At 64.6% G+C, this 13,910-nt stretch carries 5 protein-coding genes; all 5 read right to left on the bottom strand.

What is annotated here, in order from left to right:
* Positions 1–4: 4 nt before the first annotated feature.
* On the bottom strand, positions 5–1,063 hold the full coding sequence (locus AC3IX1_RS19780) for a TauD/TfdA family dioxygenase (protein WP_489385485.1): 1,059 nt from the start codon (positions 1,061–1,063) through the stop codon (positions 5–7).
* 52 nt (positions 1,064–1,115) lie between these two features.
* Complete coding sequence (locus tag AC3IX1_RS19785; protein ID WP_489385486.1) at positions 1,116–10,352, bottom strand: amino acid adenylation domain-containing protein; 9,237 nt, start codon at positions 10,350–10,352, stop codon at positions 1,116–1,118.
* A gap of 242 nt (positions 10,353–10,594) precedes the next feature.
* Positions 10,595–11,329, bottom strand: a complete 735-nt coding sequence (locus tag AC3IX1_RS19790) for a thioesterase II family protein (protein ID WP_489385487.1) — start codon at positions 11,327–11,329, stop codon at positions 10,595–10,597.
* A gap of 82 nt (positions 11,330–11,411) precedes the next feature.
* On the bottom strand, positions 11,412–12,584 hold the full coding sequence (locus AC3IX1_RS19795) for an MFS transporter (protein WP_489385488.1): 1,173 nt from the start codon (positions 12,582–12,584) through the stop codon (positions 11,412–11,414).
* A gap of 266 nt (positions 12,585–12,850) precedes the next feature.
* Complete coding sequence (locus AC3IX1_RS19800) at positions 12,851–13,861, bottom strand: GlxA family transcriptional regulator (RefSeq protein WP_489385489.1); 1,011 nt, start codon at positions 13,859–13,861, stop codon at positions 12,851–12,853.
* Positions 13,862–13,910 lie beyond the last annotated feature (49 nt).

Genomic DNA, 13,910 nt, shown 5'->3' on the forward strand with positions numbered 1-13,910 from the left:
GTCCTTATTCCTGATCCAGGTCGGCGCTTTTCTGCGCGATGGCCATGGCCGTGAGGATTTTTCTGTAACCGGTGAATTCGTTGCGCGCATGCACGCTGAGGATGTTGTCGAGCAGCACCACGTCGCCCTTCTCCCAGGCGAACTCGACCATCACCTCGCGGTAGATGCCTTGCAGGTGGCGAATCACATCGTCGGGAATTGGCGAGCCGTCGCCGAAGAAGGTGTTTTGCGGCAGGTCCTGCGGGCCGAATTCACGCAGCAGGTTGTCGCGGATGCTGTCCGGCAGGGTCAGTGCGTTGAAGAAGGTGCCGTGGTTGAACCAGATGCGCTCGCCGGTCAGTGGATGGCGCACGATGGCCGGGCCGTTCTGCCGGGTGCGCAGGCGGTTGCCCAGCTTCCATTCGGCCTGGATGCCGATTTTCGCGCAGTAGGCCTCGACTTCGCCGCGATTCTCGCTCTGGAATACGGTCTGCCATGGCAGGCCCATGCCGTCGCCGTAGTTGCGCACGTACATGATGCGTTTGCGGGCAAATTCTTCGCGCACCGCCGGCTCGATCCGCGCGAGGATCCGGCGGGTATCGCCGAACGGCGTTTCGCCGCCGGTGGCCGACGGCGTGTCGCAGTAGAAATACAGGTGACGCGGGAACACCGGCGAATACGAGTGTTCGTTGTGCGGGAAGATTTTCTCCGGCGCCGGGTAGTCGGTGGAGCTGTAGATCTTGAACTGACCGCTGATCTGGGTCCGTGGCGAGGCGCGGAACAGATACTCCAGGGCGCCGCCGGAAATCCCGTCGACACAGCGGTTGAACTCGCCGATATCGGCCACCTGGAAGCCACGGAACAGGATCACCGCGTGTTCCAGCAGCTTGCTTTCGATCAGCGCGCGATTCTGGGTCGCCCATTCCGCCAGGCTAACGCCGGACACGGCCGGACGGCACACCAGCGGCATGCTCAGGCCTTCGAACATCGGCGCAAAACTCACCAGCCGCGTCGGATCTTTGGACAGGCTTTTGCGGGCACCACGACCCATCCTGGGCATGGACTTGGTCGTTGAAACGGTCATAAACCCCTCCAGAAAATATTGACGGCGGCGCTCAAGGGCGCCGCCGACTGAATCAGTCCGCCGCGGATTGCGCTGCCGGCGTGCCACGGCTCGCCGAGCGACGCTTGATCGCCATGGCGCCGCCGAGCAAGGCCTTGCGTTGCTCGTTCAAGCGCGCTTCGGCACGGCGTTGCACTTCGGCGGCCAGGTCCAGCAACTCACCGACCTGCACTCCGTCAGCGCGTATCAGCGCTTCGAGCACCGCCCGGATCTGTTCGAACAAGGACTCCAGCGTGCTCGGCAGGTACTGGCCCACCGGCGTTTCGAAACTCAAGTGAATGTGTTCGGCATCGTTGTAGAACGCGGCGACCATGCCGATCTCGGCGGCCTGACGCCCGGACGGGAAGTCCTCGACCTGCAGGTCCTCCATCGACGGCAGGCGACCAACGCCTTCCTGGTAAATCAGCTTGATGTCGAACAACGGTGAACGGCCGGCCCGGCGCGGCAGGCGCAAGGCCTCCACCAGGCGCTCGAACGGCAGGTCCTGATGGTCCGAAGCCTCCAGCACCGCCCGGCGACAGGCCTCCAGCAATTGCGCTGCCGGCTGCCCGGCATCGACTTCCACTTGCAGTACTAGTTGGTTAACGAAGAAGCCGACCATTTCTTCAAGCTCGGCTTGATTTCGGTTGGCGATATCGGTGCCGATGCGCACACGACTGACCTCGGTACGCTGGCGCAGGACCAGGGTGAATCCGGCCAGAAGCAGCATGAACAGCGACAGATCGCGCTGTTGGGCAAAGTCGCGCAACTGCTGGCTGAGTTCGGCACTGAAGGTGAAATGGGCGCTGGCGCCTTCCTGTGCAGTGCGCCGGTCGCCATCGGCGGGCAACTCCAGCACGGCTTGCGGTTCAGCGAGGCGTTGCTGCCAGTAGTCGAGCTGGCGCTGCAACTCGCCGCCCTGCTCCAGCCACTGGCGCTGCCATTTGGCGAAGTCGGCGTACTGCACGCTGTGCGCCGGCAGTTGCGGGGTCTGGCCACGGTTGAGGGTTGGATAGAGCGTGACGAACTCATTGATCAGTACGCGGAACGACCAGTCATCGGCGACGATGTGATGCACCGTCAGCAACAGCACATGCTGGTCATCCGCGACCCGCAGCACCCGCACCCGCAGCAACGGACCGTGGCGCAGGTCGAATGGCCGCGCGACTTCTTCGCGGGCCAGTTGCTGCGCTTCGACGTCCGGCGCCGGTCGATGTCGCAGGTCGCGGGCTTCGAAGCTCAACGGCAATTGCCCGTGGACCCGCTGCCAGGCCTGGCCGTCTTCTTCGTAAATGGTGGTGCGCAACACGGCGTGACGCTGCACCAGGGTTTCGAAGGTGAGGCGCAGGGCATCGAGGTTCAACTCGCCGCGCAAGCGCAAGGCACCGGGCATGTTGTACATCGAACTGTCCGGCTCCAGGCTCCACAGGAACCACAGGCGCTGCTGGGCAAAGGACAACGGCTGGCGTTCGCCAGAGGTGTCCGCCACCAGCGCCGGGCGTTCACAGCTGTGTTGCAGCGCCTGCACCTGAGCGGAGAAATCCTCGAGGCGCGGATATTCGAACAGGCTGCGCAGGCTCACCGAAAGGCCCAGGCGCTGGCGGATCTGCGAGACGATTTGCGTCGCCAGCAACGAATGCCCGCCCAATTCGAAGAAGCTGTTTTCGCGGTCGACGCGACTGACCTGCAACACCTGCTGCCAGATCTGCGCCAGTTCGATTTCCAGCGCACCTTGCGGGGCACTGCCGACCTCGGCCTCCCAGACCTTCGGGGCCGGCAACGCGGCGCGGTCGAGTTTGCCATTGCGGTTGAGCGGCAACGCGGGCAGCAACACCAGTTGTGCCGGTAGCATGTAGTCCGGCAGGCGCTCACCCAAGGCGCGGCGCACGGTGTCGGTGAGCTGACGCGCATCCGCCGCCAGCAGCCCGGCATCGGCCGGCACCACGTAGCCGATCAATTGCTTGCCGCCAACGCCTTCATGCACCAGCACTGCGGCTTCGCTGATCATCGACAGGCCTTGCAGGTGCGCTTCCAGTTCACCCAGTTCGACCCGGAAACCGCGAATTTTCACCTGATGATCGATGCGTCCCAGGTACTCCAGCGCACCGTCCTCGCGATAACGCGCGAGGTCGCCGCTGCGGTACAGCCGCGCACCCGGGGTGCTGGAAAACGGATCGGCAATGAAACGTTCGGCGCTCAAGCCCGGTCGCTGGTGATAACGCTGGGCAAGGCCAGCGTCACCGCCGATGCACAACTCGCCGACGCAACCGGTCGGAAGCAGGTGCCCTTCGCTGTCCAGCACATACAACGCACGCCCTGGCAGCGCATTGCCGATAGGCACGCCAATGTGATTGCGGGTATCGGCCAGCGTGCACTCATGGGTGCTGGACACCACCGTGGCTTCGGTTGGCCCGTAGGTGTTGAGCAGGCGCACATCGCCCAAACCGGCGGCGTGCCACAGCTTCAGGCCTTCCAGCGACATGGCTTCACCGCCTACGTGGACCTGACGCAAACGCCCCTTGTCACGCCGAGGCTGGGCCGCCCACTCCTGAGCCAGCAGGAACCAGTAGGCCGCCGGCAGATCGGCCAGGGTCACGCCTTGTTCGATGATCTGGCGGTAGAGGGTGTCGGTGTCCCACAGCTCATCGCCGCGCATCACCAGCGCCGCGCCCACGCACAATGGCGGGTAGCACTGCTCGACAAAGCCGTCGAAGCTGAACGTGGCGAATTGCAGCACGCGGTCTTGCGGGGTGAGTTGTGAATAGTCCGCCGCGATCACGCAAAACTCGCGCAGTGCGGCATGGGCCAGGCACACGCCTTTCGGCCGTCCGGTAGAGCCAGAGGTGTAGATCAGATAGGCGAGGTCTTCGGCGCTGGCGAGGTTGACCAGGTTGTCGGTGCAATACCCGGCGTCTGCGCCCGGCTCCAGCGCCAGGCGCGGTAAACCTTGCGGCAGCGCTACATCGCTCAGCAACCCCGGTTGCGCCAGCAGTAGGTCCATGCCGCTGTCTTCGATCATGTAGGCGAGGCGCTCGGCCGGGTAGTCCGGATCCAGCGGCACATAACCGGCGCCGGACTTGAGGATCGCCATCAGGCTGACGATCATCTGCGCATTGCGTCGCACCGACAGGCCCACCCGCTGCCCCGGCGCCACACCCTGGGCGCGCAGGCGATGGGCGAGCTGGTTGGCCTGGGTGTTGAGTTGGGCGTACGTCAGGCGTTCGTCACCGACCATCACCGCCAGGGCATCGGGGGTGCGTGCCGCTTGTTGCTCGAAGCGCTGATGGGCCAGCAACGGGCTGTCGATTGGCGGCGCAGGCGGACGGGAATACGCCAACACCTTTGCTCGGGCCTGTGCATCCAGCAAGCTGACCGCGCCCAATGCCTGTTGTGGCTGTGCGACGAACTGCTCCAGCACCTGCAACAGGCTGGCGCCCAACTGGCTGATCTGCGCCGCGCTGAACCGGGTGCGGTCGAAACTGAAATCCAGTCGCAACGTGGCGCCGACTTCGATACCCAGGGTCAGCGGGTAACTGGTGATTTCGTGATTGTGCAGCGCGCCGAAGGTCAGCCCCGCCGGCGCTCCTTGCTTGAGGGCTTCGGCCACCGGGAAGTTCTCGAACACCAGCAGGCTGTCGAACAGCGCCCCCTGTTGCCCGGCCCAGCCCTGAATATCGTACAGCGGCACGTGTTCGAACTCGCGCAGGCTCAGGTTCAGGGCTTGCAGGTCGCTGAGCCACTGGGCCACCGACTGCCCCGCTTGCGGCGCGGCGATGATCGGCAAGGTGTTGATGAACAGCCCCAACTGCTGCTCGATGCCCGGCAACGGCGCGGAGCGTCCGGCAATCGTTGCGCCGAAGGCCACACAGGACTGACCGGTGTAGCGCTGCAACAGCAGGCCCCAGGCGCCTTGCAGCAAGGTGTTGAGGGTGATTTTCTGCTGGCGGGCGAAATCGCTCAGGCGCTGTAGTGCGGCGCTTTCAAGGCTCAATTGATGTTCGCCCATGCCGTGCCCATCGGCAGGCGTCGGCAAGGCTTGCGCCAGCAGTGTCGGCGTTTCCAGCGGCGCCAGCGCCTGTTTCCAGAACTGCTCGCCGGCCAGCAGCGGCTGCTGTTGAATCCAGCCCAGGTAGTCGCGGTATTGCCCCAACGGCCTGGCCAAGGTCTGGCCGGCATAGTGCTGGATCACTTCGCCGAGCAACTGGGCGTTGCTCCAGCCGTCCATGAGGATGTGATGGCTGGTATGGATCAGGTGCCAGTCTTCACTGCCCCGACGCACCAGCAGCAGGCGGAACAACGGCGCGGCGCTGAGTTCGAAGCCACGGCTGCGTTCCTCGGCGGCCAGTGCGTCGAGGTCGATGTCGGCCGCTTCGATCACTTGTAGTTGCAGGTCGATCTGGCGATGAATCACCTGATGCGCGCACTCAAGCCCCAGCCAGTGGAAGCTGCTGCGCAGGATGTCATGACGGTTGATCGCCGCCTGCCAGGCCCGGCCGAACGCGGCCAGTTCCAGGCCCTGGATGTCCAGGCGCAATTGATTGATGTAGGCCTCGGCCTGGGGTTCGTACAGGGTGTGGAACAGCATGCCCTGCTGCATAGGCGTCAGCGGGTAAACGTCCTCGATGGCCGGCGCCGCAACAGGCAAGGCATCGAGTTGTGCCTGGGTGATGCGCGCCAGCGGGAAGTCCGACGGCGTGACCTGGCCTGCCGCTGTCGTGCAGCAATGTTCGATCAGCGTCTTGAGTTCTTCGGTGTAGGCTTCGGCCAGTCGTTGCACGGTGGACTCGGCAAACATGTCACGGCTGAAGCCCCATTGCAGCGAGAGCTGCCCGCCATACACCTGGCCCTCCACGCTCAGCCAGTTGGCCAGCGGCGCATCGTCGCCCAGGGCCTGGCCGCCGCTTTCCGGGGCCGGGACGAACAGCGCAGCATCGTCGAACTGACGGTCGAACTGCCCCAGGTAGTTGAAGGTGATCCGTGGTGCCGGCAGGTCTTGCAGGGCCTGGCGCTGTGCCGGTTCGCCGAGGTAGCGCAGCAAGCCGTACCCCAGGCCTTTGCCGGGAATGGCGCGCAGTTGCTCCTTGATCGACTTGATCGAATTCGCCACCTCGGCCTCGGGTCGCAGGCGCAGCGGAAACAGGCTGGTGAACCAGCCGACGGTGCGGCTCAGGTCGAGGTCATCGGACAGGTCTTCGCGGCCGTGGCCTTCCAGCTGGATCAGCGTCGAACCCTGCCCGCTCCATCGGCAGATGACCCGCGCCAACGCCGTGAGCAACAGATCGTTGACCTGAGTGCGATAGGCCGCCGGGGCCTGTTGCAGCAACAGGCGGGTCAGTTCGGCGTCCAGTGTCGATTCGATCTTGTGCCCGTGGCGCTGCTGCAAGCTGCCCTGGGGGTTGTCACACGGCAGGTCCCGGGCATCCGCCAGTTGTGCCTGCCAGTACGGCATTTGCCCAGGCACGGTGCCGGCATGCTGTTGCAGGTGCGCGGCCCAGGCTTGGTAGGCGCTGGTTTTCTCGGGCAGCGCCACTTGCCGGTAAGCCTGTTGCAAGTCTTCGAGCAACACCCGCCACGACACCCCGTCCACGGCCAGGTGATGGACCACCAGCAGCAGGCGCTGGCTGCCGTCGTCGAGGCTGACCAGCAAGGCACGCAGCAGCGGCCCGTCTGCCAGATCGAGGCTGCGTTGCGCCTCATCGCACAGGGCGGTCAAGGCTTCGGTCGAAGACGCCCGACGCTGCCACAATTCAGTTGACTCGACTGGCGCTGCATGGTGCTGCTGCCAGCCTTCGGCACCGTCGATGAAGCGCAGGCGCAAGGCGTCGTGGTGGTTGATGACGGTGACCAACGCCCGTTCCAGCGCTTGCGGATTCAGCACTTCCCGGGGCGTCAGCAGCAGCGACTGGTTCCAGTGCTGACGCTGGGCGATGGCCTGTTCGAAGAAGTAATGCTGCGCCGGGGTCAGGATCACCTCGCCACTGACCGGGCCTTGATCGACAGTGCTGCGGCTGTCGAACGCCGCGACCAACGCCAGGCTGCGCACGGTCTGGTACTGGAACAGGTCGCGCGGGCTGAGGCGAATGCCCGCCTGGCGGGCACGGCTGACCACCTGGATGGAAATGATCGAGTCGCCGCCGAGCTCGAAGAAGTTGTCTTCGAGGCCCACGGGTTCCGCGCCCAATACGTCCTGCCAGATCTGCGCCAGCGCGGTCTGCAGCGCATCCTGCGGTGCGACGAATGCCTGTTGCGGCGCGGCGTCCGGCTGCGGCAAAGCCTTGCGGTCGAGCTTGCCGTTGGCGGTCACCGGTAAGGCATCCAGCGGCATCAGGTAGGTGGGCACCATGTATTCCGGCAGGCTGCCGAGCAGCCAGGCCTTGAGGGTTTGCGGCCACTGCGGGTCGGTGTCGGTATTTTCCAGCACCAGATACGCCACCAGTTGCTTGCCGCCCTGCACCAGCACCACGGCCTCGCGCACCAGGGCATGCTGCATCAGGCGAGTCTCGATTTCCCCCAGCTCGATGCGCAGGCCACGCAATTTGACTTGATGGTCGAGGCGCCCGAGATATTCGATCACCCCATCGACACGCTGGCGCACGCGGTCGCCGGTACGGTACAAGCGCGCACCGTCATGGAAGGGGCACGGTACAAAACGCTCGGCGCTGAGCGCCGGACGCCGGTGATAACTGCGCGCCAGCCCGGCGCCGCCGAGGTACAACTCCCCCGCCACGCCGGCCGGAACCGGCAGCAATTGCGCATCCAGCACATGGGTGCGCAGGTTGGCGATGGGCCGGCCGATGGGCACGCTGTCGGCGCCTTCGTCGATGCAGGTCCAGTGGGTGACGTCGATGGCCGCCTCGGTCGGGCCGTACAGGTTGTACAACCCGGCGTCCGGCAGTTTTTTGAACACCTGCAATTGCGCATCCAGCGGCAAGGCTTCTCCGCTGCAGACAATCCGCTTGAGACCGGTGCATGCCTCGACACCCGGCTCATGGATGAACGCCTGGAGCATCGACGGCACAAAGTGCAGCGTACTGATGCCGTGGTCACCGATCAGGCGGATCAACTGCGCCGGTTCACGATGCGCCCCCGGCGGTGCCACCACCAGGCGCGCACCGGTCATCAGCGGCCAGAAGAACTCCCACACCGACACATCGAAACTGAACGGGGTTTTCTGCAACACCGAGTCGCTGTCATCCAGCCCGTAAGCCTGCTGCATCCAGCACAAGCGGTTGACCAGCGCCGCGTGACTGTTGCCGGCGCCCTTGGGCTTGCCGGTGGAACCGGATGTGTAGATCACATAGGCCAGGTTCAGCGGATGCACTTCAACCTGCGGGCAGGTCTCGCTGTAGCCGTCGAGCCAGTCCTGCTCCTGATCCAGGGCGATGACCTTGACGCCCTCGGTGGGCAAGGCGCCGAGCAAGGTGCTTTGGCTGAGCAGCAAGCCAATCGCGCTGTCTTCGATCATGTAGGCCAGGCGTTCGGCCGGGTACTCAGGGTCCAGCGGTACGTAGGCACCACCGGCCTTGTGAATCGCCAGCAGGCCGATGACCATCTCCAGCGAACGCTCGACGCAGATCCCCACCAGCACATCCGGGCCGACGCCCTGCTCGCGCAAACAATGAGCCAGTTGATTGCTGCGGGCATCGAGTTGCGCGTAGCTGAGCTGGCGCTCGCCAAACACCAGCGCCGGTGCTTCGGGAGTGCGTCGGGCCTGGGCCTGAATCAACTCGTGCATGCACTGCTCGACGGGATAGGCCTCGGCGGTGCCGTTCCAGTCCTGCACCAGCACCTGTTGCTCATCCGCCGTCAGCATCGGCAACTCGCCGATTTTTTGCGTCGAGTCGTCGACTAACGCCTGCAACAGACGCGTCCAGTGCCGGGCCATGCGCGCGATCGTGTCGACCTCGAACAGGTCGCTGGCATAAGTCAGCGCGGCGTGCAGCTTGCCGCCCTTCTCCCAGGTGTCGAGGGTCAGGTCGAACTGGGTGGTGCGGCTTTGCCAGTCGATGCTGCCCAGCTCCAGACCGGACGCGGTGCTGACCGAGGCCATGTCGGCCACGTGCGGCTGGTGGTTGTACATCACCTGGAACAGCGGCGTGTGGCTGAGGCTGCGTTCCAGTTTCAGCGCCTCGACCAGGCGCTCGAACGGCAGGTCCTGATGGGCCTGGGCGCCGAAGGCGGTTTCCTTGATGGCGCGCAGCAGGTCGTCGACCCGGGTCTGGCCGTCCAGTTGGGTACGCAGCACCTGGGTGTTGACGAAGAAGCCGATCAGGCCTTCGATTTCCGCGCGGTTGCGGTTGGCGATGGGCACGCCGACGCGGATGTCGGTTTGCCCGGTGTAGCGATGCAGCAAAGCGTTGAAGGCGCCGAGCAGCAGCATGAACAGGGTGATGTTGTGTTTCTGTGCGGTGATGCGCAGTTGCTCGGCCAGTTGCGCCTCGACCGCGAATTCGTAGCGGGTGCCGCGATAGCTCGGCATCGCCGGGCGCGAATGGTCCAGGGGCAATTCCAGCACCGGGTGTTCGTCACCCAACTGCGCCTGCCAGTACGCCAGTTGCCGTGCCTGCTCGCCCGCCTCCAGCCAGCGGCGCTGCCACAGGGCGTAGTCGCTGTACTGGATCGGCAACGCTGCCAGCTGCGGTTGCGCGCCCGCATCGAAGGCGTCGTAGCAGCGGATGAATTCGTCGATCAGCACGTTCATCGACCAGCCGTCGGAGACGATGTGGTGCAGGGTCAGCAGCAGGACATGTTCCTGCTCGGCGAGCTTGAGCAAGGTCACCCGCAGCAGCGGACCGGTCGACAGATCGAACGGCAGTACCGACTGCTGTTCAGCGGTTACAGCCACGGCACCTTCGCGCTCATTGGCAGGCAATGCGCTGAAATCCACCTGTTCGATCCGCAGCGGCGCAGCGGCCGGCACTTGCAGCAAGCTGTCATCGGCTTGACGGGCGAACACCGTGCGCAGGGTTTCATGCCGCGCCACCAGGCTGACGAACGCCTGTTCCAGCGCCGACAGGTTCAGGCGCCCGGTCAGCCGCACCGCGCCCGGCAGGTTGTACGCCCCGCTTTGGGGGTCCAATTGCCAGAGAAACCACATGCGTTGCTGGGCGTACGACAGCGCCTGGCGATCCTCGGCCTCGACACCGGCCGGAATCGGGAAACGGGCGAAATCCACGCCTTCCTTGTGCAAGGCCGCAAGGAACATCTGGCGCTTTTCCAGGGGCAACCCGATAAACCGGCGAGCAAGTTTCAAGGAGTCTTCAGCATTCATCTATCGGCATCCGCATCAGTAGGCAGCAGGCGCAAAGGCGCGTCGTCCCTATAAAACGAATGCAGGCGGGAAAAATTAGCGGATCAGGCGGAAGGTGAAACGCGGAATACAGAACACTGAAAAAACCTGTAGGAGCGAGCCTGCTCGCGATAGCGGTGGGTCAGACACATTCAAGTTGAATGTGATGCCGCCATCGCGAGCAGGCTCGCTCCTACAAGGTGTACGGTGATGCAGGAATCGGGTCAGCCCACCGCCATCAACCCATGCCGCCGATGGTGCACTTCAAGCTGATCCTTGATCACCCGCAGTACCTTCGCTTCCTGCTCATGGATGAAGAAGTGCCCGCCCGCCAGCATGTCCACCGAAAAACTGCCACGGGTTTCCTGGCTCCAGCCGATCAATTGTTCAGCGGTGGCGCGGTCGGTCTTGCCGCCGAGCACGTGCACCGGGCACTTGAGCAACGGGCGCTGCACTGGTTCGAAACGCCCGCACAGCAGGAAGTCCGCGCGCAGCACCGGCAAGGTAAGGCTCATCAACTCTTGATTGGCGAGGATCTCTTCGCTGGTGCCGTTGAGGGTGCGCAGTTGCTCGATCAGTTCGGCGTCGGTCTTGGGCTGGGCAAAGCCCCGGTCGTAGTCGGCGCGCATCATCGGTGCTGCGGTGCCCGAGGCGAACAGCGCTACCGGCTCGGGGCAACCCAGCGAGCGAAACGCGTGGGCCATCTCGCAGGCCAGCAACGCCCCCATGCTATGGCCGAACAAGGCGTACGGCGCCTTGAGCGTGGCTTTCTGTTCCTGGGCCAATTGCAGCGCCAGGCGGCGCATGTCGGTATGCAAGGGCTCGCCGTACCGCGCGCCACGCCCCGGCAGTTCCACCGGTTGCAGCGTGAGCCACTGCGGCAGTTTGCGCCGCCAACGGCTATAGACCATGGCACTCGCGCCCGAATAGGGCAGGCACAGCAATGTCAGCGGGGTCACCGGGATTTCCTCGAAAGTTGTCTGCCAAGAGAACGGATGGGGCGTAGCCGGAATTAGTCGCAGATCCAATTGTGGTAAATCTTCATTTCAGATGGCGATAGCTCGGAATCGCCGAACCAAGCACCACCGCCCCTGCCGCAATCGCCAGCCAGAACCCGCTGCGCGCGCCAAAGGCGTCCACCAGCCAGCCGGAGCCGGCGGCGCCGATCGCCACGCCGATGCTCAGGCCGGTGACCAGCCAGGTCAGGCCTTCGGTGAGTTTGGCCGGCGGCACGATCTGCTCCACCAGGGCCATGGCGACAATCAGCGTCGGGGCAAAAAACAGGCCGGCGACAAACACCGCCAGGGACAGGCCGAAAATGTTCGTCGCCAGCAACAACGGCAAGGTAGTCACCGCCGTCGCTACCCCGCCGTACAGGAACAGGCGCGCCAGCGGCACTTTCGAACGCAGTGCGCCGAAGGCCAACCCGGCCAGGCACGAGCCGATGGCATACACCGACAGCACGATACTGGCCGCCGCCGGTTGGCCCTGCTGCCGGGCGAAGGCGACGCTGACCACGTCCACCACGCCGACGATGGTGCCCATGGCGACCATCAACAGCATCAGCAATTGAATGTCGCGAGATCGGATGATCGAGCCCTGGTGATGGGCTTCATGGGGATGCACCGGCGGCTCCGTGCTGCGCTGCAACACAAACGCGGTGACGCCGATGGCCAGCGCCAGCAAGGCCGCCAGCGGCCCGGCCTCGGGGAATGCCACCACGCACAACCCCACCGACAGTGGCGGCCCGACGATGAAGCAGACTTCGTCCAGCACCGACTCCAGGGCGTAGGCGGTCTGCAACTCGGGGCGACCGCGATACACCTCGGTCCAGCGAGCCCGCACCATCGCCGACATGCTCGGCATGCAACCGGCCAGCGCGGCGAAGACAAACAGCGTCCAGTTGGGTGCCTGCAACCGCGTGCACAGCAACAACAGCAGCAACGCCCCGCCGCCGAGCAGTGCCGATACCGGCAGAATCCGCCCCTGGCCATATCGATCCACCAGCCGCGAGACCTGCGGCGCACAAAAGGCCGTCGCCAGGGCGAACGTCGCCGCCACCGCGCCCGCCATTGCGTAGCCACCCTGCACCTGCGAAAGCATGGTGATCAGGCCGATGCCGGTCATGGAAATCGGCATGCGCGCGATCATCCCGGCCAGCACGAATGCGCCACTGCCAGGGGCCTTGAACAACTCGCGATAGGGGTTTGCCATGGGACGGGTCTCATCAGGGGACTGCACGTTGCCATAACGGCTGATTGTGGGGGAAGCGTGGAATTGTTGGTTGAATGTGAAGGCCCCATCGCGAGCAAGCTCGCTCCCACATTGGACGGCGTACACCCATCAACTGTGGGAGCGGGCTTGCTCGCGAAGAGGCCCTCACAGCCCCCCCTCCTCGCCCGCCAAATGAACTCTCGGCCACCCAAACCAGTCAGCTACTTAGGCCCCTTAGTTCCCGGAGTTTCACGACAATATTTCAATCAGCTGGCGGAAGCGGAAGCCTGACGTGAGCTGGACACCGGATCTGCTGCAACACTGACCGAAAACCGCTCCCGATAAGCCTGCGGTGTCACGCCCATGGCCCGCAGGAAGCTGCGGCGCAGGGTTTCTTCGCTGCCGAAGCCGCATTGCACCGCCACCCGCTTGATCGGCACGCCGGTATCGCTGAGCAGACGTCGTGCGGTTTCGACGCGGATCAGTTCGATGGCCCGGGCCGGGGTCTGGCCGGTGTCGGCGCGGTAGTGGCGTACGAAGCTGCGTTCGCTCATGCCGGCCTGCAGGGCCAGGGTCGGGATGCCCAGGTCCTTGGTCAGGTTTTCGCTGATCCAGGCGTGAAGTTCGTCGAAACGGTTGCCTTCCTGTTGCAGGGACAGGGTCACGCTGAATTGCGACTGGCCACCCGGGCGCTTGAGAAACACCACCAGTTGCCGGGCAACTTCCAGGGCCATGCTGCGCCCCAGATCTTGTTCGACCATGGCCAGCGCCAGGTCGATGCCAGCGGTCACCCCGGCCGAGGTCCAGACCGGGCCGTCGTTGATGAAGATCGGGTTGGGCTCGACGTGCAAGCGAGGGTGTTGCTGCGCCAGTTGCTCGCAACGGGTCCAGTGGGTGACCACGCGCCGTCCATCGAGCCAGCCGCTGGCCGCCAGCAGAAACGCACCGGTGCACACCGAGGAAACCCGTCGGCAGCCACGGGCATGTTCGCGCACCCAGGTGACCAACGGCGCATCTTCCGCAGCTGCGTAAACACCCCAGCCACCGGCGATGATCAGGGTGTCGGTGCCCCCCTCCGGTAACGGTTCGGCCAACAGCGCCAACCCCGCCGACGACATCACCGCCCCGCCGCCGCTGGCAATCACCGTCGGCGCATAGGGTGGCGGCAGGCCTTGCTGACGGGCAATGTCGTTGGCCGAAGCGAATACCTGCAACGGCCCGGTGACGTCGAGCAATTGCACGTTGGCGAAAGCGAGCACATGGATGGTTTTCGACATTTGGCGTAATTCGTGGGGATATTGGCGTATACGCCAAAGCCTACGAGCC

It is taken from the genome of Pseudomonas sp. KH_046_2, from assembly GCF_057838985.1.